Origin of the sequence: Vibrio brasiliensis LMG 20546 (genome assembly GCF_000189255.1) — a bacterium.
GTDB lineage: Bacteria > Pseudomonadota > Gammaproteobacteria > Enterobacterales > Vibrionaceae > Vibrio > Vibrio brasiliensis.
On record NZ_AEVS01000008.1, the window covers coordinates 155,501 to 177,066 of the forward strand.

Below are 21,566 nucleotides of genomic sequence, written 5' to 3' on the forward strand. Positions count from 1 at the left end.
TTCCTATAAATTACGACCACAGGGTGAAAATAACACCAGGCTCTAAGTAGATATCTAGGCCTTGGGTAAGGAGTAGGTAGAACGCGATAACAAATGGGAAAGATGCTCCAAACAGCACTTTCTTGCGTCGCTCACCTAATAAGTAGAAGCCAGCAAGCAAGAAGAAACTTGTTGCTAACACAAATCCGATGTAAGTCAGGCCTACACCGTACAGTGCCATTAGCACTAAAAACCCGATAAGTAGCTTCCAGTTGAAATCCATCACTGCGCCACTTTTTACGTCAGGTTGACCTGTAACAAGCAGAAGCAAGGAAAGTCCAATACCGATGAAGGTCAATAAGGTTGGTAGTGTGCGAGCTGTGAAAGGTTCGTACTCATCACCAGGGAACAGTGGGATTTGGGACGTTTGGTAGCCGTAGCATAGGCAGACGAGTAAAAATATCATCGCACCAACACGATCGCGGCACAGGAGGTTCTCTTTGGAGAAAAAGCTCCCTTTATTGAAAGAATTCGTTGGCAAGTCCGACATATCCAACTCCATTTATGTAACAGGCAGGGAAATAAAAAGCCGTACACAAGAGTTAATGAGCATGTTTCACTAACAAATAAGCCATTTGCTGCTAGTCAAGGAGGCTTAACTGCTTATAAATAAACAGAGGAGATTGTGTGTTACTCATGTACGGCGAAAGGGGAGAGGGTGAGTCATTCACCCTCAAACTACTTTGAAATCCTACTTAAGGAAGCCTAGCTCACGCATTAGGTCACCCATCTGCTTCTCTTGATCTTCAAGGAAAGCGTAGAAATCTTTGTCTGCTTTGTAGTTATCGATCCAACCGTTACGGTCACGAACAACTTGCCACTCGTCAGTTTTGTACATCTTAGTTAGCGCAGAGTTCCACTCGTCGATTTTCGCCTGACTAGTGCCTGGTGCAGCGAAGAAACCGCGCCAGTTAGCAAAAACAGTCTCGTTACCGTACTCAGTCAGAGTTGGGATATCTGGAGCCGCATCGAGACGCTTAGGAGCAGTTACTGCAAGGATCTTAACCTGGCCAGATTTAGACATTTCTAGAACTTCACCCAGACCTGTAGACAGAAGCTGAGTTTCGCCAGACAGTAGCGCAGCCATTGCTTTACCGCCTGCATCGTATGCGATGTAACGAACTTTCTTAGCGTCGAAACCTTCGCCTTTGAATGCTGCAGCAACGACCAGGTGGTCCATACTACCGCGAGCTGAACCGCCAGCGATTTTTACTTTACGTGGGTTAGATTCGAACTCTTTTACTACGTCTTCCCAAGTGTTGTAACCAGAGTCAACAGAAGTCACGATTGCACCGTAGTCCGCGATTGTCGCCGCAACAGGAGTCAGGTCACGGAACGACTGAGGGAAAATACCTGTCAGAGAACGAACAACGATAGGAGTAGAGTTAACCATCAGAGTATCTTCTTGACGCTCTGCAGTTTCGATCAGGTGGGCAATTGCTTTACCGCCGCCGCCACCAGATAGGTTTTGGAATGAGACATTCTCAACGATGTCAGATTTAACCAGTACATCGCCTGTACCACGAGCTGTCATGTCCCAGCCACCACCAGCGCCACCAGGGATTAGAAAGTGGATTTTTTCAACATCTGCTGCAAAAGCGTTGAAAGAAAAAGACGCAGCGATAATTGAAGCTGCCAGTGTTGGTTTGAGTACCTTAAACATGATTCACGTTCCTTATGTGTACGCATGTTCTTCATTGAGAACACGCTTATCGTTATCAATTATCTACCTCCAAGGGAGGGATACTTGTCAGTAGATGAGAATAAGGTTAATAGCGTGTTAAATCTTTGTCTTCAATGCGTTGATAAAAACAATATTGGGCATTTTGGGGGTTTTGTTCATAAAGTTCACGGCGTGACGTGGTCAACTAAGATCGGGTTATTCAGAAGGGTTTTATAGCTTTTTGGCGAGATTAAGCTGCTGTTGTAACAGTAACTGATAGCGGCTCGGTAACTGCTTTATCTGAGCTGAGGTTTGAGTGCGGCAAAACTGAGAAATAGGCTGACCATCAAAAGGGTGGTGATGGAAAACCGTTTGTAGAGTGATCGCCAGAGCAACATAGTCATCTCTGGCGCTAACCTGACCATCACGGAATGTGGCATTGGCTCCACTATAGCGAGGAGAGACAGAACTACTCAGTGACTGATAATGTTGGCCTATGGCTAATGTGCTACCAAAATCGATAACACTTAATTCGCGACTGGACTCACTAAGCATGATATTGGCAGGCTTGATGTCTCCATGAATAAAGCCAGTATTGTGGATGCGGTGCAATATCGATTCAAGCTGACTTAACAGCGGTAATAGCTGGCGACGCTCAACACTCGCGGTAGCAAGTGAAATACCATCAACTAGCGACGTCATTAGCCAGTTTACGTGCTGGTGGCAGCCGGAATCTATGTAGGCGGGCCAGTGTTTGCAAACGTGCTGGGATAAAAAGCGAGTTTCGTTTTGCAGCTGGATTTTTGCCTGAGATGTGAAAGCAAACTTGATCGCTACCCAACCGAAGTTAGAGCTATAAGCCTGATAAACATTTTTCCCTAATAAGGCACAACGGCTTAAGCCAAGCGCTCTGAAACAGGCTGCCACCTTATTGGGGACAGCCTGAGTGGATGCGCTTAGCTCCGCCGTCATCTCTGTTACCTAGATGCTGGCTGGAAGAGTGAAGGCAGAGAAGAAGTTAGGCACGAACGGGTTGTTTTGCCCTTGAGTCTTAATACTCAGCTCTACCTGACTATCTTTGTGGCTAAACTTGACGCGAGTGCTTTGTGAGGTAGCGGAAATCACACGAGGTTCAATCAGTTTGAACCACGCCCAGCTACCCGTGAACTTCTCATCAGCAACCTGAACGTCCTGAGCGCGAAGCTGGAAGCCAATCGAGTCTTTGTCGACATCAGTCGCTGACCAGTTCTGCTTGCTCCAGAGTCTTGGACCATGTTGATAGGTGAACAATGACTTCTCAGCGACGATAGAGAACTGAGTTAAGTCAGGGCTCATCTCCAGTGCCTTAAGCTGGAACTGTAGTGAGAGGTTTTGCGGATCTTGCAAGAACAGTGCATTACGGATATCTGCTGCTTTGTCGATCATCTGCCACACATTCGGGTCGAGCGCCAATCCTGTGTTTGGTAACAAGCCAGCCAGGAAAGGAGAACGTTCGTCAGTCGAGAAGCCTTTTAGCTTACTCTGGTAGAACTTATCGAGAACGCCGTTGCTCTTGAAGAAACTGGCGACATCATTGGTCGCAGCATCGAGAGACGAGCTCTTATTGAATGGGTAATAGGCTGCTATGGTGTTCTGATAAGTATCGAACACCTCCTCCTGCCAACTGCTGTTCAAGTAGCTATGAGCCAGAGACATTACCATTTCATTTGCTTGCTGGGTAATATTAGCAATGATGGCGACTGAAAGAGCAGGCTGCTTAGCGGTATTGGCAGCAACAACCGAAACCGGATTACTTAGCTTGAGCTCCGCCGTCAGGGTATTGAAGGCCATTTCTTGCGGTGTTTCAGAGCTAAGGAACTTCTCTAACCACGCTTCCATTTCAGTAAACTGACCGAGTAGTGCGTCAATCGGCTTGGTGCCCTGATCGTTAGCAGTGACTTGCTGATGATAAGGAGTAAAGGCGATGTAGATTTGGCGAGCCATCTCTTTCTTATCGCTGTCCTGCGCTGGCGGCTGCTCTTGTGCCTCTTTACCTTGCTCTTTTGGTAACTCAATCTCCACTGACGTGTACTTGCTGACCGTTGTGTAGAGTTGGGCAAGTGGATTGTCTGAAGCGCTTGTCAGAACCGAAAGAGTACGGTTGAGAGTATCAGGGTCATTGACGTCATTAACCTGAATGTGAGACGTCATATCACGCCAGTAGTTGATGTAATCGTTCTGATACATCTGTTTCAGGTCACGACTGATGCGATATAACTCAAGTGCACTTGGTGAGTTGCCTGCAACGCCTTCGTAAGCCTGTAATGCCTCTGCAAGTACTGGAGATTCCACCGAAAGATCGAGCTCATTAAAGCCAGACGGTGTGTAAAGGTACGGAACCATGTAGCCGGCATAACTAGGTGAGAAGCTCAGTAACTGCGAGAAGTTGCTACCCAGTTCAGGGCGAACATCGATGCGCTTCGAATAGGTCGGAGAGTTAAGAATATGCTCGTAAAGCAGAGTCTCAATACCGGTTTGGTTAATCACCTTCTTAGCCAGTGTTTCCAGATCATAATTAGGTTTCACTGGTACCAGATCCTGGGCAAAAACATCATCAAGTAAGATACGAAGCTGCGCCAGATTGACGCTGTCCGCTTCACCCTGATCGCTTAAGGTAGACATGAAATAGCTTTTCAGCTCTTCAATGTTGGTTCGCTTTGGATCAAACAGTAATCGGTAGTTGTTGAGTAGCGACAGCGTTTTGGCCTGATCTTCTAAGTTAACGTAGACAAACAGGTCCTTCTCAAGCGTGTTCTCCATAGATGGGATCAACACTTGTGACAGCTCCTCGAAATAGGCCGCCTCAACCTCATCCATAATGCTTGAACTTGGCATGAACGAGAGGGTGTACCAAGGTGCGGGCTCTAGATAGAGCGCATAAATACGATTGAGAGAGTAAAGGTTAGGAATATTATCCGCCATATTCTCGATATCGTAAGGGGACGCAGCGATGGCCTCCTTATAACGCTCAAGCATGTTATCAGCTCGAGCTTCACGGGCACTCTGATAGTCGAAGTCCAGTTTGATTACCGCAAGAACGGTAACGAGCAGCGCGACACAAAATACCGTGTAGGCACCTTGCCAGAACAGCAGCATATTCTCCTTGCGACGGTTAACCCCGACCAGGGTATTTTCGTTCAATACCACATGATTCATGATGTGCTGAGCAAACAGAGTCTGAGTCACTGGGATTTGTTGCTGCTGTTGGAACTTTTCATTACCGAGCGATTCGTTAATTACATTGGCCAGCAAATCGTACTGCTTAGTATCTGCTCCGCTATGGGTGAAATAGAAACCACGGAAACAGAGACCGTTGTTAAGCTGATCACCACGATAAAGTCGTTGCAGGAAGTGCCACAAACTCTGCTTGAGCAGGCCAAACTGGTATGGCGCGGCACAAATAGAGTTACGGTAGTCTTGGTTAAGTTGCGAAGAGAGCGCCGTGCTGGTGCTGGCGATCAGCTGACTGATTAGGTGATCATACTCTTCGTTAAACCAGTCGGCATCGATACCGCCATTCTTGATGTAGGGTGACGTTGCACCAAAAACATCGTTGCGCTTGGCTTCATCAAACGCGGAGAAGAACTGACAGAAATCGTTAATCTGACCCATGTTGGTGATCAGGTTGTAGATTGGTATGTTGAGACCAAAGCTGTCGTTGAACGTTTTAATGGTCGATTTGAGATCATCGGCACGTTGGATAAGGGCTTCACGATTGCCAAGAAGTGTTTCTACTTCTGTGGTCAGCAGCATGCCATTGATTGCCTGACGAGGGCGCCACTTATTAAGGCACTCAGTCAGAGTTTTCAGGTACTGTGCCTGTTGATCATCGCCGCAGCTTACTGAAATCATAATTGAGTGTTCGCTGAGCCAAAACAGCACCGGAAACTCAATATCATTACCAAAGTCATCAACCTTGTACGCTTCATAACCCATTTGAGTAATGATCGACTTATCTTTGCAAGGGTCGTCACTTAAAAACAGATAGATAGGTTGATCATAACGGCTGTTTAGGCGTTTCTTACGCTTCTGCACTTCAATCATTCGCTTGAAGTGAATCGCTAGCAGTTTGCTGCGTTTCTGAATCAACAGCCTTTGCTGGTCTGGTGTTTTGCTTGCCTGGCTGCTGCGCTGCATTAACCAGTAACAAAGTAAGCCACAGAACAGGCCGGTGAGTACGGTCGCAACAATACTCACGGTCAGATAGTCTGGATAACCCAGCCACCAGGTTAATCCGCCTCCAATTAGCCATGACACGAGTGTCAGCGTAAGCGCCCAGATCAGGCTGCGCTTTCTATTCTTGTCAGTTGGTTTAGTCATCGCGCTGAACCTCATTATCGTTATTATTATCTTTCTGCGTATTTCTTACGATGATTGGAGTCAGTGACTCCTTTTCTACATACCAGCTTTTGATTTCTCGTGCTTGTTCTGACGAGTCACTGCGCACGATGACACGGAAGTAATTGTCAAACTCGTCCACTTGCGGTTGATACTTTGAAGCCATTAGCTTAGCGACAAATTTCTCAGCGTTAGCGCGCGAGGAGAAGGTCGCTAACTGAACCAGCCAAGAGGAGTAGCTAGTCGCAAGATTAGCAGGAGGTGTTGCCTCAACCAGCTCAACTTTACTGGCGCGCTGAGGTTTATTCTCTAAATCACCATCCTGACTGATAAATACAATGTCATTGACCTGACCAGACATAACGTAACGATTACTAAAGTCTGCCAGATTGCCGAAGTCACGTGCTCGTTGTGGGTGGGTCTTGTTGTACCAGAAGTGGGTGAGCCCAACGCTGGTTAGAATTAAACACAGGAAAAATACCGTCGTAACCATGTAGCGCTTACGTCTGGTTGGTTTGCGCATTTGCGGCAGTTTGGTGCGGGTATGACAATACATGTTACCTGACTGACGGTACTGGCTAATCACTTGCTCAAGTTGATGAGTAAAAGCCTTAAGCTGGTCACTGCCTGTCTCGCGATACTGACCTTTAAAGCCAATATTGACGAAGATATAGATGACCTCAAGCAAGTCGATCATCTTATGTGGCTGTCTGAGTGCTTTATCCGCTACGGTAAAGAACAGTTCGCCACCATTACGCATGCCGAATAATTCACTGAGCAGGGTTTTGTTTTCCCACCCGCGTGACTCACCCCACTCGCAATAGATAATCAGTTCATCTAACACGACCGCATATAGGAAGCAGAGCTTATCAATGACGGCGACAGGATAGTTGAGTTCAGCACCTTTGGTTTTGATGTCATTAACAGCGTCGACAAGTTGTTGCCTCAGGGTTGTGACATCTTCAGGCTCCGGCAGAGTAGGCACCTTGAGCGTGATCGCCAGCAACTCACTACTGATGTTGAGTAGCTGGTTTTCTGCTTTATCGAAATAGTGGAGGAACTCGCTGCGGCCTCGGCTGGCATCAACGGGAGACCAAACAGTATCGCTGCCTTCGTCTTTGCTTACGAAATCAGACTGTTTTGCGTCCCAGACCAGCGTATCTTCGTCTAAATAATCCATAGCCTTATCTCAGCGCGTAGAGCATAACTTCAAGTTCACTGATTCGGGTATCGACATGCAGAGCGATCGCATCTCGGTTCTCCAGCATCTCCAGCCACATTCTGTCGGCAGTATCGATTTCAAAATAAGCGACACCCTGCATTGGTTTTAGCTCACTCGGTGCAACAGGAAGCGGAGACAGGGCAATACCTGACAAGCCATTTCTAACAATTTCTACAATGCGAGTGTTATTGCTCAACTTAGCTGAAACAGGAAACAGCTCGTTCAGTTCGGCACTGCTGATGTTTGATTTGACCGATAGTACAAAGCGTCGGTTGCTGACACTGGCGGTATCTTTAATCAGGGTGCGCAGCAAGCGACGTTTTTCAAACAGAGAGTTATCCCATGAGAACTCAAGTACAGAATCCTGCTGAACCAGAGTCAGCATGTTACGTAATGATGAGAACAGCGGGTTAAAGCTCTCATACAGCTTATGATGTTGCAATGGTTGGCAAGGCTCTGGAATTGCTGGCGTTAACGCCATCACCTGAGCTTCGAACTTGCGTAACTCACCATACAGTTGATGGGTCTGAATCTTAGGGTTAGTAATGGTCAAATCGAACCACGGAAGCCAACTGTTGAGAGTCTGTAACCACAGGTAGTCCTGCATCATTGACTGCGGGCTCTTCTGACCTTGGCCTGCCTGAATCCGCTGTAGCAGGCTGGTAGCACGGTTAGCTGTCAGAGCGTGGATCTCTTTCAGGCGTTCCAGCAGCAGTTGAGAAGCGCCATAGTGGAGACACGCCGGAATAAATGCGCGGTCGAGAATCACTTCACCAGACTCGGTACATTCGAGGATCTTGGCTACTGGCACCAGAGTGAAACCAGAGGTATCTTCGCCTTCTAGCTTGATAGAGATGTTGAGGTGAGCCACATCGACTTCAACACTGGCGTTTTCAGAGGTTGAAGTGTCGAAGACATTAATTGAGCGACTCAGGTAGCGACCCTGATCAGAGGCTTCCTGACCATAATCGTTGTTACCTTGCAATGAAATCGGCAGAGCAAGATAGACCACAGTTTCAATGCTACCTTGAGTGATGTCGCGCGCTACTTCATGCATCATTTCAAAATGCGTGCCGTCTGGGAACACACCAGCACTGCTGGCGATAGAGAGCTTGCCAATTTTAAGCAACTCGTGATTAATCGTCAGTTCGGTTACTCCATAAAAGGGAGCAAATCCAGCCAGTGTCTCTACATTTTGACGTACATAGTTTTGAACGTAGCGATCTTGCTGCTGAAAATGTTGTGGGGCAATAAACATGCCTTCTTGCCATACTACTTTTTTAAACGCGTCCACGAAAATTCCCTATTAACTGACTAAAATACCTGCCACCAGCTCGACTCTGGAGTGACAATATTTAATGAGGCTTTTGCCCCTTGAATGTGAAGCTGTAGGAATTGATCTTCCTCTACTGGCAAAGTCGAAAAGGCTTTGGCTTCACTATTTTGGTAATCAACGAACTCCACTAAAACTGCGACGTATTGAGTGGTTTTATTGATGTCCAATGTCTGTTGTGAGTCACTGTTAGGTAAGATTACCGGCAGTATCTGCTTTGAAACCAGATTGGCGCTCAACAACTGAACATCGTTATTGTAGAGATCGATAAACGGCAGTTGCTTAAACATCTGCACGTCGGTTAACTGATACAAACGAACCACCACTGGGTTGGCTGGGTTTGAATCAGATGGGTTCATTGCTTCGTCGGTTTTAATCGACAAACTATATTGAGAAACAACGGGCACCGGATCTGAAGAACATCCAGCGAGAAAGAGGGCGGCTGCCAAATACCACTTTGTCATCCGTTTTCCTCTCTCTGTTTCTGCATATTCTCCATAAACAGGGCTTTAAACTGACGGCGGAAGTCGCCGTTCTGCTGACGATGTTTGAAGTGTTTACGATAGATATTCCAGTACTTCTTCTCTTTGTTGCTAAACAAGCCGCCTGAAATGTACTCGCTAAACTGGGTTTCCAGCTCAGTTGGGGCGAACTCATTAAGGAACTGGTCAACCGTCTTTTCTAACGCATCAAACAGCGCTTCATGCTGCATCATAGGGTTTTGCAAGTACTGCTGATTCTTCTCGCTGATGGTCAGCAGCTTCTCAATAGATGCTTCTAGCTGAGTGTTCTGTGGCGCATCAACGGGCAGATATTGCAACTCACTCTTTGGGCTGAAGACCTGTGGCTGTTCCACTTCGTCAATCTCTACGTGTTGCGCGACTTCATCACTATCAAGATCTTCAAATGGATCAGAGGCAAAAGGGTCGTCGCTCAGAACGTTCTTGTGTGAAAATGCGCTGCTCGCCGGCTTTGCGACAGGAGCCTCGCTTTGCTCAAGAAATTCAGTTTCGTCGTCATTGAGATTGAGCTCAAAGGGCTGAGCAAACACATCGTCAATAGGCTCAGCGGCACTTTCGCTGTTAGAAGACACCAGCGTAGAGACCAACATGGTGTAGTTCTCGACCTTAACGATATCGCCGTCATTGAGTGGATACTCTTTGTCTTTATTCATTGGCTTATCGTTAAGTTGAGCCTGATTCTGGCCACGGTTAATGATGACATAACCGCGATCAGTAAGGCGTACTTCACCGTGTGAACGGGAAATACGTTTGCTTTGGTCTGGTAAACAGATATCGCAGGCAGGAGCACGACCAAAAGTGCCTCCTGACTCAGGAAGATACACAACTCTTGAGGTGACAACCTCTTCAGTGGGTACAGAAATCAAATGAACACTGACGGCCACTAGTTACCTCTCACATTTAGAAACAGCAGCATTAAATGCAGCTAAGAAACCGGAGTACTTGTTTAGGAATCGATTTGAAAAATACACACCCATAGGTTTGGTTTCGTGAATTTGATCCTGGAAGAAATCATTTGGCAGGCCAGCTTCTTTTAGCTCACCGTCAAACACCAGTTCATCCTCCAGTGCAACATCAATTTCCCTTTGTTTTAAAAGCTTTAGTAATACTTTAGCATCTCGTGGCTGTTTGACTACATTGAAGCCATTACGTTTTAGCCAAAACCACTTGTTCGACCCAAATTTGGCAGAGAATTTAAGGTTAACTTTTGACAATTCATCAATTTTCGGCTCAACACCAGGGCCGAAATACCACATCAGCTTTTGATGAGCGACTGGTGCAGATAAAGTCGCGTAGTCATCGCGTTCTGCCGTTTGTGTCGCGACGAAGAAACCATGCTGAGCACCGCTATGAACGCGCAACTGAGCATCTGACCACGTAGTCATGGTCAGTTGGTATGGCTGGCCCATTTTGCCTAATACGCACTTAACCTTATCCAGTGCGATTCCCTGCATCTGGCCAAACTTATACTCTTGGTAAGGTGGCCAGTCCTGAGTGGTCAGCATCAATCTTGCTGGACCGACACTCGCTTGCGCCCAGGTAGCCGAACTGGCAACCAGGCTCATCATTGTTAGCAGGCAGAAAGTAATACTCGGCATTATTCTGGCCATTCATTCCCTCCAATTAACTCGGAAATCTTTAAAATTGAAACGGGGGGATAGTAATCCAGTGTCCGTGCTGCTTTAACGTTAACGATATATGAGTATTGACTCAACGGTTCGATAGGAAGGTTCTGAGCTGAACTGTTATTGCTCAGAATTTGTTCCGCTTTGTGTCCGACAAATTCGCCAACGTTATAATAACGGCTAACTATACCAAAGAGCGCGTTATGTTTGCGAATCGGAGTTTCAGTCGCTGAAAAGGTCGCAATGCCTTGATTGTGCAAACTTTCTACAATGGCCTCTCCCTGACTGATGATATAGGAGTCAGGTGGCAAATAAGCGAGCTGTACCTTGTCTTGTTTCATCGCCTCGATAACGGCTGGCAGAGAGTCCGGATCCGGCTTACCTTGTTTAGTTTTCAACGGATATAGGTAGACGTCGATATCAAACTCTGCGGATAGTCGTTGAATCTTTTTCGCCGTAATTACCGCATTGTTTTCTAACGGATTGAAAATCACACCCATGGTATTGATATCAGGCAGTTTCTGGATAGCGTTGAACTGAACCTGATGGGGAACGATATGACTGACGCCAGTAAAATTTCGTGGTGATTCTGTGGCATCAGAAATAATCTTAGAGCCAACAGGGTCTGTGACGATACTGAATACGACAGGCGTTCGGTTGCGTTGTCTGAAGGCAGTCGGCTTGTCCTCAGTACCCAGCAAGGCAAGGGTTGTCGTAGTACCAAATGTGTAAACCAGATCAGCATTGTATTGGTCAATGCGATTGACATATTCGGCGAGGGTCTGTTTGTCTCGCTTCGCATCCAATAGGGTGTAACTGACATTACGCTGGCTGGACAGGTATTCCATAAAGCCTTTTTCAGAGTCAGTAACACCACGCCATAATAACATGACTACCTGTTTGGGTTGCTGTGCGTAAGCCTGACTAATGGCGGTAAACGATGCTGCTAGCAGGGTGATAATTAACAGTGCAGTTCTCATTTGGCTACCTCCAGTAGCTGGCGGTCACGCTTAGTGAAAAATGCGTAGAACAGGGTTAATACCGTAGAGCTAAGCAGCAGGGTGATGCCGAACAAAATGATTGTCTCCTCAAAGCCAAATAAGCTCAGACATAAGCCCGCCAGCATTGGGCCCGCGATGTTACCGATGCGCTCTGTTAAGCGGAAAATACCAATGGTTTTACCCTTGTCGATACCATCACTGGCAAGCAGATCCATCACTAAAGGAATCTGTGGCGAAACACTGATACCGTGAGCGATACCAATCATAACCACGATCAGCAGCAGGCCCATAGTTCCTGGTAGCAGGACAATATTGATCAAGGCTAATGCTGAAAGAATACCGCCAAAAACAATAAAGCGGATTTTGTTATCCCAGCGATCAACCAAGAATGCGCTCAATGGAGAAATAAGGATAATGGCTATACCGTAGCTCATCATTACTCGGCCAGACACGGCACTACTTTCACCTAAGTATTGCAAGTAAACAGGGCAGATGTAGTAGAGGAATCCGGTTAACACTATCTTGGCAGGAATAGCACTGAAGAAAGTGATCAGTGAGAAGTACTTATTACCGAGCAGCGTCTTAAAGTCGTTAAGACGAACGGGTTTGCTGTGCGCATTGGAACCGCCACGAACAAAAAAGCTCATCACAAACAGGACACTGACCATTGCCAATACTGACGCGAGCAGGAAAGTGGCGCCGTAACCAAGCTTGTCAGCCAGAATCCCACCAATGGAAGCGCCGCAAAGGGAACCAGAGAAAAACGCCGACAAGAAGGTCGACATACCTTTGGTGCGGTTTTTGGTGTTAGTTGTGTCTGTGATGTAACCCTGAGCTGAAATAAATACAATGCCGTAGCCTACTGCAGTGTAAGCTCTGACGAGGAGCAATAGCTCAAGGTTGTTACACAATGCTGTTGCTGCCAGGCCACTACTGGTAATGATACCACCGACAATCAGGGAAGTTCTGCGGCCGACTTTATCCGACCAGTAACCAGCAAATGGCAGTGAGATTGCCCAGCAGAACATAAACAGTGAGATAGGTAAACTGGTGACTAGGCTTTCCGGAATCCATTGTTGGGAGCGCTCTAAGCTGGCAACGAAATTGGGGAAAAATGCCAAAGAAGCGGCTTCGGCGAATACCAACATAAATAGGGGTAAACGAATAAAACGGTAATCCTGTAGGTTCTGTACCTTGAGCGCCTTATCGGCATGTTGGCGCTGGATAATAGCGTTGATAGAGTCGGTAACACGGCCGAGCTCGTCTTTTGCTGAGATGTGTGCCAGCCACAAGCTCGCGCCAATCTTAGAGTCGCTAAGTAGGCGTTTGATCTGATGCCATGGCTTAATAATCATAAAGTTACAGACGAACAAGATGATTTCGATGACGACTAATCCAGATGCGATCAGCACCGTGAGCATATCCATCAAGCTGTCTTCAATCATTTGCGGGATGATGCTGGTGTCCGTTGTCATCTGCAATGCGATGTCATTGGTTGAGCCAATAGGCATAGTGAGTGTTGACGACTGAGCGTCATGCCACATCTGATTTGGGAACTGATACAGAGTCTGGTCACTCTGTAGTAGCTGGATAGAAAGCAGTTCTTTGTGTTGGTCTGTATAGCTGGCGAACTCCTGCTCAAGGCCGTTAAGTCGGTTAAGTGGAATGCCTTGATCAAGCAGGCGTTGGATCATACTGCTAAGTGTGTCGCCAATTACAACGGATTTCTGTTCCAACTGGGTTTCGTAAGTGGCTGAGAACTTATTCAGCGCCTGGTAAGAACTGCCAAGGTTCGAGGTGACAGTTAACAGAATAACCAGACTGATGATCAGCAGTGGAAAGTACTTATCACGGAAGCGCTGCCAGGCGTTCCTAGCGCTCTTAGTAAAGAAAAGCTCATTGGCTTGCTCGATCAACTGTTTGTCATCCAAGTCCGCCTGAGCAAGAGCGGTAGAGATGTTTTTCAGTTTTTTAAGCAGGAAATCTAACCCTGCATAAAGTGCAAAATAGCCGACACCGCACGCGATAAGCACCCACATCAGAGTATCAAACAACTGTTGCTGCAACAGTGTCATCTTGATGCCATCCAAATACTGAGTCGAATAGTAAAGCTGTAACGAACCCTCTTTGACATTAAAGGTGTTGGTAATGTCGGCGCTAATTAAACGCTCTGACTCACCTTTGCTGCCAGCAGAGTAGAGAACCTTTCCTTGACGATCCACTACTTGCATGCGGCTGATACCGTCGACCAGCGCCAGTCTTCGCTCTAGCAGAGACTGAATGTTAGAAATAGACGCCAGAGGCAAACCCAGGCTGATCGCCTGCTTAATATCGTGGTCGGTCTCATTGAGAACGACCAGATAGGTCGAATCACTGGTTTGCGTCAGGCGCTTTTCAAAGTTTAGGTAGTTGAGTGTGCTATTAAGGCCATTGGAAAATAGCAAAACGGCAAAGATCGCCAACACAAGTTTGACTCTCAAAGAGAAAAACGTACGACTATTATTGAGTTGGGTACTGCTCATTTACTACTTTCCTGACCTTACTTATTACTGAATAGTTAACTCAAAACCACTAGGGTTACTTGCTGCTACAACCGAAACCTGTGTGATCGGCTGTTGTTGGCTGAGACGACTGATACACTCTTCGGCCAGTTTTGGCATCAGTGAGCGGTTAATGATCTGCTCAACAGCACGGCCACCCGTCGTTGGGTCGGTGTTTTTGTTTACTACGAAATCAACAAAACCTTTATCCCAAGTGAAGCTTGCCTGATATTGCTCAGCCAGTTTCTTCTTAATACGGTTAAGAGAAATCTCAGTGATCTTAGCCAGTTCCTCATCGTTAAGCGGGTAGTACGGTACAATTGTGGTACGGCCTAAGAATGCGGGTTTGAAGTAGTGCTGAAGATCAGGACGGATACTTTCAAGCAGCTCTTCATTACTCATGCGTTGCTCACTGTTTTCACAAGCATCACAAATCGCCTGATCCGCAGCGTTGGAGGTCATGATGATAATGGTGTTCTTAAAGTCGACGGTGCGACCTTCACTATCTTTGATATGACCCTTGTCGAAAATCTGATAGAAGAGGTCATGCACACCTGGGTGAGCTTTTTCCATTTCGTCCAACAGCAGGACTGAGTATGGGTTACGACGAATAGCTTCTGTCAGAACGCCACCTTCACCAAAACCGACATAGCCCGCAGGGGAGCCAAGCAGCATAGAAATCTTATGCTCCTCTTTAAACTCGGTCATGTTGATGATGGTCATATCGTTGCTACCACCGTAAAGTTGCTCCGCAAGTGCCATGGCGGTCTCGGTTTTACCTACACCACTTGGACCACACATCAGGAACACACCAATAGGTTTACGGCTATCGGTCAGACCTGCGCGAGAGATACGAATTGCTTTGGCCAGTTCTTGTTTCGCAACATCCTGACCGATAACACGCTTATCAAGCTCTTCTTCAAGTGACAGCAGGCGAGCAATCTCGTCGCTCATCATGTTGCCGACAGGAATGCCAGTCCAGTTAGCGATAACCTGTGCAATCGTGTTGTCATCAACCATAGCGTTAACCAGAGGTTGCTCACCCTGAAGTTCAGTCAGGCTATCAATCGTGTCATTGAGCGTTTTCTGCTTCGACAGATCTGCACTCTCTTCGCCCTGTGCGGCACTGATTTCTTCTTGTAGCGCTTTGATTTGATCAACCAGCTTGATCTCTTCTTGCCAGCGCGTATTAAGCTCAGCAAGGTGAGTTTCGTTTGCTTCAATCTCGCTAGTGATTTCTGCAATCTCTTCTTCAGCAATACCGAATAGAGCATTCTCTTTTTCAAGTGCAGCTTTTTCGTTCTTTTGGTAACGAATGGTCTGCTCAAGTGACTCGATAACTTCAGGTTTAGCACCTTGGGTTAGAGCAATGCGTGCGCTTGCTGTATCAAGTAGGCTGATTGCTTTGTCCGGTAGCTGACGACTTGGTAGATAACGGATAGAAAGGTGAACCGCGGCGTCAATTGCCGATTCGGCGATAAATGCGCCGTGGTGTTTCTGTAGCGACGCCGCAACACCGCGCAGCATCTGTTTGGCGTCTTCAGCGTTCGGCTCTTCGATAGAGACCACTTGGAAACGGCGAGTCAGAGCAGGATCTTTCTCAAAGTACTTCTTATATTCTGCCCAGGTCGTTGCGGCGATAGTTTTAAACTCACCACGCGCCAGTGCAGGTTTAAGTAGGTTAGCCGCGTCATTTTGACCAGCAGCACCGCCTGCACCAATAAGGGTATGCGCTTCATCAATAAAGACGATGATTGGCACTTCACTGTTTTTAACTTCGTTAATGACATCTTTAAGACGGTTTTCAAATTCACCTTTGACGCTAGCGCCAGCCTGAAGCAAACCTAGATCAAGAGAGTGAATCTGGACGCCCTGTAGGGCACCCGGTACTTCGTCTGCTGCGATACGAAGTGCCAGACCTTCAACCACGGCAGTCTTACCAACGCCTGGTTCACCCACCATGATCGGGTTGTTCTGACGCTTACGACATAGAATATCGATCGCTTTACGTACTTCCGCATTACGACCTGAGATTGGGTCAATGTTGCCATCAATCGCTTGTTGAGTGAGGTTGATGGTGTATTTACTTAACGCATCATTGGCAGTCGGTTGTTGACCTTCTGCACCGCCACCTTGTGCAACTGAGTTTTTGCTGCGTGCAACCGCAGTTTTATTAATTAGACCCTGAAGCGATTCAAGAGAGACAGACTGTAGGCTCTCTAGTTGCAGAGTATTAACACCCAAAACGTTCTGTTGTAAAAGCGCTTGAATCAGGTGCAAGCTGATCACCTCACCGTGACCGTAATTGACCGATGCAATCATCCATGCATCTTTCACGAGTTCAGTCAGTCCGTGGCTCAGTGTTGGCTGTCCCTCATTACCTTTAGGCAGGCGGGCAATCTTGCCAGAAAGCTCATTGACGATGCTGTCTTGCGACAGTTTTTGCGACTGGATCAGGTTGCTTAGATTGGCATCCTGTTGAGAAATCAGTTGTAGCAGCCAGTGTTCAGTTTCAATTGACGGAACGCCCTGATTCATGGCCGCGCCTGCGGAGACTTCCAAAGCCTGTTTTAAGTCGGGAGAAAGTTTTGCGACTAAATTTGTCAATGTTACTTGTGTCATACAGTGTTCCTTTGTATTTCGGAGCATCAAACAGCGAAGCTACGGGCTGTTTCCTTTATTTGAGCAAAATACTAATCAATTGCTGCGGTTTTCGTTCTGGAGCGAGACAGTCTACTTCTCCCAGTTTGGCCGCAAGGTTGCTGTTACTAGAAAGTTTAGGGCGTGAAAGGTATTCCCGCTTCACTTTGAGATAGATTGAAACCGGAGTGTTATCACGCAGATAGTGCTGGATAAGATCACGCATGCAATCAGCCAGCTGAGAATCGTTCTGAATGTCCCACAGTTGCTGCTCATTCGAAGGTTTAATTGATACCACTAGGTGATTGAAGTGGGTTAAGCAGGTTTTACCTAGCAAAAAGCCTTGTCCAGCACGGCTATTGAATTCAGGGTTGGTACCAAGTCGTGTTAACGAATCAACCGGGAGTTGTCGGCGTTCGTGGTGCTTGGTCGCGACCTCGATAGAAAATGGAAAGTAGTCATTGAGCATCTGTTCAAGGGCGTCCAGACTACGAGCACTCTGGCCAAGCAGAAAAGCGTATTGAAAGAAGTGACCATGCTGTTGTTCAAGGGCTGCTAGCTGATTAAGCAGTCGAGTCTTATCAGGGTAGAGCTCGTTCTGAACCAGTAACCAAGGCTGAGTTTCTAGTTGGGCAACAAGTTCGAAGTAGCGTTGGTTGAACACATCAAGGAAATCTTTCAGTGCGTGATCGTCATCGTGCAGAGCAGCCAGTAACTCTTCATAGATGTAGTAGGGGATAACACCTTTAACACCGGACAGTGCCTGTTTCGCCAGTCTTAGTTTGGCGCGGTTGTTCTTTAGCGAAAAATACTGAATCTCACTGGCGTCACCAGTAGGCATCGCTTCTGCTTTGAGCACTAAGTCGATACGTTGTGGTGAGTCTGAGATAAAGCGTGCCAACAATCGCATCGCCTGGGCAAAATCGTACTTTTCAGTGTTGTGAGCTAGGTCTGCTACTACATTCATCGTCATCACATCCAGTTACATCGCGCGCTGACTGCCGTGAATTTTAGGGTAGCGTTTAACAAACCCATCACGGCCGTAGACACGAATAGAGAGTTGAATATAGCGGTCGAAGCTACAGAACTGCTGGAAGAAGCGGTTAAGAACATCGCTAAATGCAAGGAAACCAGTCTGGGTATCCAACGTAATTTCGATTTCAGTACCCGGAGAAAAAACGTTCTTACCAAGAATTCGTAGCGCGGAGACCTGCGAGCGAATGGTAACGTCACGTATGGTCTGAATCTCGTCTGCAGAAATCTGACTTCGACTGCAAAGACGTAACATGTTCTTCAGTGCCTCTTCCGGGTGCTGAGCGTGCAGGAGTGAGACAAAATTTGCATTAAGCAAAGCGATAAACTGCCAGTGAAGATGAGGATCCTGTTCACGGGCAATTGGCGCTGATGGTGGATAGATTGGGCTGAACTCACCCGGTAGATCAATACTCTCTAAGCACTCAAACTCCCCCTGAACTGCGCAGGCACGCTTACCGTTAGTACACAGCAGGCGTGTGCCATAGAGTTTATTAAACTCCATATCCTGTTGATTGTTGAGGCTTACCGTCAGGCGAAACTCGTTGTTGCTGTCACGGCTACACTGCCAGTGGTCGGTATTTTTATCTGAGCGATAGCTATCTTTAAACAGCGGTATCAATGGCTTCTCACCCTGCGAAGTGATTTCAAATACTTCACGTACTTCAACGATTTCAATGTCGTTGTCACTGTGCGCATCAGCATTTATCGGCACGCTAAGACTGCGTTGGTCGTACGCGGTCGGTTCACCGGTTTGCTCGAACAGATTGAGTGCAGGAACGATATTCAGTTTGAACACCTGATTATCGAACAGGCGCATAAATTCGGTCGGCAGACTGTGCATAAACAGGTTAAGTACAACCTTTGAGGTATCAAACTGTTTGATTGCTTCGCCAAAACCTTTCAAACGGAAGAACTGACGCTTCTCTTTAAAGAAGAAAAACTCACTGATTAGCTGATAACCGGAAAACTGATTGCCTTTTTGTGGCAAAAACTGGAACTGGTTATCGCTGATACGTGTTTTGAGCTTCTCCGGAGTCAGGACGACATGTCGTTCACACTCAGCATCAGAAATTGATATTGCGCGGGTCTCGGCCAATAGCAACTCGACTAATGAGTCAGCATTGTTCTCAAAACCCTGAACGAAGAAGTCCAAATCTTCACAGTTAAGTGAGGAGAATGGGCGATCAGGATCTAAGGTCGACAGAGTTAACTGAATGACTGCAGTGGTAAGTTCGGTTCCTTTCGGTCGGTTGAACTTAAATGGCGCGCTCGATGCGGTCGTATCGGTAAGCTTAAATGGTGCCGTAGTGATCTGATCAACCGTGGCAAAAGTGCAGCTTTGCCCCTGAGCCTGGGCAGTAAACTGCGAGCCCTTTGGTAGGGTAACCGATTCTGCGCAATCTGCGTCTTCATCCAGTTGCAAATAAGCGACGCTAGGTACGGTCTGAATGTAGCTCGGGTAAAGTACACCCAGCAGGCCTTCAACCACTTGAGGCAATTGGTCTGAGAGTTTTTTCTCTACTGTTGCGTTGAGCAGGGCTACGCCGTCCAGCAGTCGAGCAAGACTAGGGTCTTCAATTTGTCCCTGATGGATATTAAGTCGATCAGCATGACTCGGGTGTTGCTGACCAAATTGACCAAGGGCACGACGAACCAGCGTCAGTTCTTGCTCGAAGTATCTTAGTAAAGGATCACTCATAGTTATCCTCCGACATAGACGCTTTCAGATCATTGAGTGAAATCTTAGAGTCAAACACCAACTCTGTTTCTCCTTGGGTAGTTTTTGCTTTGGCAACGATGTTGAAGGCGATAGCATTTTCACTCTCTTTTCGTTCGCCGAGCTCAACCATGACCTGGCTTAGGCGAGGTTCGAAATGCTTTATATAGCTCTCTAAACGCAGCGCCAGTTGTGTCTGGTCGAGGCTTGCACTTAGTAGCTGAACATCTTCAATACCAAAGCGAAAATTTGAACGTTGTAGTTCAGTGAAGCGATCATCGATATTGAACAGTGACGCTTCAGACTCAAGTAGTTTGGTCAGGTGGTATTTAATATCTTCGATTTCGTCGTGAGGACCTGACGCATCGTGAGGTTGAACAAATGTTTGCCAGAAGCTCATTACGCCACCTCATCAAGTTCTGTAGTCAGCACGACCTCGCCACTAAAATGGTCGTATTGGTATTGAGGAACCATGCGTAACGTACAGGCGAAGCTGCCAGTTTGATGGGTGGACTCAGTGACATTAATTTTGGCAAAGCTAAGTGGGTACTTTGACAGAGTCTCTTCATTGGCAAAGGCTACGTTGCTGGAAAACTTTTCGATCCAGTGGGTCAAAAAGAGTTCACACTCCGCAGCGGTATTAAAGCTACCAATCATCTCTCGAACCTGAACCTTAAGGTAATGGGCAATTCGGCATGACATCAGGCTAGTTTGAATCTGAGTCAGCACTTTTTCATTGTCTGTCTCGCCGCTCTGCCAGATAGAGTTATTGCCGTTGAAATAGAACTTGTCACTCAACGCGCTTTTAGTCAGTGGGATAAAACCGTTCTGAGCGTAAAAGCTAGAAATCTGACCAAACAGAACCACGTCAGTTTCTGGTCTGGACAAGAAACGGCTGGTTGATTGCTCTACGTTAACTAACGCACCCTGAGCTTTATCATTCCAACGTGATTTGAGGAATCCGAACCAGTTAACTCTGTGGTGTTCGCGCATAATGGTCGCCGCAAAAGCGAAGGCTGCGTTGCCCCACAGGCCTTGACCTGCTTCGTTATAGATAAACCCGACCTTGGCATTTTGGTAGCGGCTACGCATACGAATCGAAGGCATAACCAAACCAAGAAACTTGGAAGAGACTTTACTGCGTAAATCCTGCCAGGGTTGATAGTCGCCACCTGAGAGAATCTTTTCGATTCGATTTGTGTCGGATAGCCAGTCAGCGCTCGACTCGACGAAAAACTGCTTATCAGGTGAAAACAGCATAGGGCACAGTGTTACTTCACCAAGTTTGCTGAGTAGCTCGAGGGTGAATAGATCGTCGTAGTCGGCATCGAAGTCCATATCGAGAGAAACTTTGTGACTAAATATCATGCAGCCAAACGGATGACCGCCGAGTGTATTGAGCTCTTTATTGCCGATCTTGTTGTATAACTCGCTACCCTTGATGGTGTAAGCCTGGTTGACGTCGCTGGAGACTTCGCTCCAATCCATATCAAGCAACTTGAGTTTGGTTCTCTGCTTGTTGACGGGTAGGGTAGCCAGACCTTCTAGCCCAAGCCAGCTGCCGTGTAAGGTCTCAAAATCGTCGTGATGAAGAATCTCATCCAGCTGTTTTGATATGCCATCGTCGAGCTGGTGGATCATCTGGGAAACGAATGAAATCAGACTGGCTTTGCTGTTGAGTGCCTGAGGTGCGATTTCAGACAGCAGAGAGAGCGACTCTTTCAAAAAGTCGTTGTCTGTGGTGTCTAATCCGGCAAAATTCCGTTGCCATTGTGAATCGAAGTTCAAATTCATAATGTCCTGAGAATAAACAGTGAGGGGAAAAATAAGGCCGGAAAAACCGGCCTTATTTC

At 46.9% G+C, this 21,566-nt stretch carries 16 protein-coding genes; all 16 read right to left on the minus strand.

The window, feature by feature from the left end:
* Nucleotides 1–10 precede the first annotated feature (10 nt).
* The gene (locus RH46_RS01720; RefSeq protein ID WP_006877673.1) at nucleotides 11–529 is read right to left on the minus strand and encodes a tripartite tricarboxylate transporter TctB family protein; all 519 of its coding nucleotides are present in this window, start codon (nucleotides 527–529) and stop codon (nucleotides 11–13) included.
* Between the two features lie 201 nt (nucleotides 530–730).
* Nucleotides 731–1,702, minus strand: coding sequence for a tripartite tricarboxylate transporter substrate binding protein (locus RH46_RS01725; RefSeq protein ID WP_006877674.1), 972 nt, complete (start codon nucleotides 1,700–1,702; stop codon nucleotides 731–733).
* A gap of 231 nt (nucleotides 1,703–1,933) precedes the next feature.
* Nucleotides 1,934–2,674, minus strand: coding sequence for a protein kinase domain-containing protein (locus RH46_RS01735; RefSeq protein WP_006877675.1), 741 nt, complete (start codon nucleotides 2,672–2,674; stop codon nucleotides 1,934–1,936).
* Nucleotides 2,675–2,683: 9 nt separating this feature from the next.
* Complete coding sequence (tssM, locus tag RH46_RS01740) at nucleotides 2,684–6,061, minus strand: type VI secretion system membrane subunit TssM (RefSeq protein ID WP_006877676.1); 3,378 nt, start codon at nucleotides 6,059–6,061, stop codon at nucleotides 2,684–2,686.
* Nucleotides 6,054–7,259, minus strand: a complete 1,206-nt coding sequence (gene icmH / locus RH46_RS01745; RefSeq protein WP_006877677.1) for a type IVB secretion system protein IcmH/DotU — start codon at nucleotides 7,257–7,259, stop codon at nucleotides 6,054–6,056. Before icmH ends, tssM begins: the two co-directional genes overlap by 8 nt.
* A 4-nt stretch (nucleotides 7,260–7,263) precedes the next feature.
* A complete protein-coding gene (tssK, locus tag RH46_RS01750; RefSeq protein WP_006877678.1) occupies nucleotides 7,264–8,595 on the minus strand; it encodes a type VI secretion system baseplate subunit TssK in 1,332 nt (443 codons plus the stop codon).
* Nucleotides 8,596–8,615: 20 nt separating this feature from the next.
* Nucleotides 8,616–9,098, minus strand: coding sequence for a type VI secretion system lipoprotein TssJ (gene tssJ / locus RH46_RS01755; protein WP_006877679.1), 483 nt, complete (start codon nucleotides 9,096–9,098; stop codon nucleotides 8,616–8,618).
* Complete coding sequence (locus tag RH46_RS01760) at nucleotides 9,095–10,039, minus strand: FHA domain-containing protein (RefSeq protein ID WP_006877680.1); 945 nt, start codon at nucleotides 10,037–10,039, stop codon at nucleotides 9,095–9,097. Before RH46_RS01760 ends, tssJ begins: the two co-directional genes overlap by 4 nt.
* A gap of 3 nt (nucleotides 10,040–10,042) precedes the next feature.
* On the minus strand, nucleotides 10,043–10,723 hold the full coding sequence (locus RH46_RS01765) for a transporter substrate-binding domain-containing protein (RefSeq protein ID WP_239927515.1): 681 nt from the start codon (nucleotides 10,721–10,723) through the stop codon (nucleotides 10,043–10,045).
* 29 nt (nucleotides 10,724–10,752) lie between these two features.
* Entirely contained in the window at nucleotides 10,753–11,760 is a 1,008-nt protein-coding gene (locus RH46_RS01770) for an ABC transporter substrate binding protein (protein ID WP_006877682.1), read from the minus strand.
* Nucleotides 11,757–14,303 carry an MFS transporter gene (locus tag RH46_RS01775; protein ID WP_006877683.1) on the minus strand — a complete coding sequence of 849 codons (2,547 nt, stop codon included), beginning with the start codon at nucleotides 14,301–14,303 and terminating at the stop codon, nucleotides 11,757–11,759. The genes RH46_RS01770 and RH46_RS01775 overlap by 4 nt, the downstream gene beginning before the upstream one ends.
* 24 nt (nucleotides 14,304–14,327) lie before the next feature.
* Nucleotides 14,328–16,943, minus strand: a complete 2,616-nt coding sequence (tssH, locus tag RH46_RS01780) for a type VI secretion system ATPase TssH (RefSeq protein ID WP_006877684.1) — start codon at nucleotides 16,941–16,943, stop codon at nucleotides 14,328–14,330.
* A 55-nt stretch (nucleotides 16,944–16,998) separates the two neighbouring features.
* Nucleotides 16,999–17,928 (minus strand): type VI secretion system baseplate subunit TssG, encoded by a 930-nt coding sequence (locus RH46_RS01785; RefSeq protein ID WP_006877685.1) that lies wholly within the window; start codon nucleotides 17,926–17,928, stop codon nucleotides 16,999–17,001.
* 15 nt (nucleotides 17,929–17,943) lie between these two features.
* A complete protein-coding gene (gene tssF / locus RH46_RS01790; protein ID WP_006877686.1) occupies nucleotides 17,944–19,695 on the minus strand; it encodes a type VI secretion system baseplate subunit TssF in 1,752 nt (583 codons plus the stop codon).
* Nucleotides 19,688–20,113, minus strand: coding sequence for a type VI secretion system baseplate subunit TssE (tssE, locus tag RH46_RS01795; protein WP_006877687.1), 426 nt, complete (start codon nucleotides 20,111–20,113; stop codon nucleotides 19,688–19,690). Before tssE ends, tssF begins: the two co-directional genes overlap by 8 nt.
* Nucleotides 20,113–21,507, minus strand: a complete 1,395-nt coding sequence (locus RH46_RS01800; RefSeq protein ID WP_006877688.1) for a type VI secretion system contractile sheath domain-containing protein — start codon at nucleotides 21,505–21,507, stop codon at nucleotides 20,113–20,115. Before RH46_RS01800 ends, tssE begins: the two co-directional genes overlap by 1 nt.
* Nucleotides 21,508–21,566: the final 59 nt, after the last annotated feature.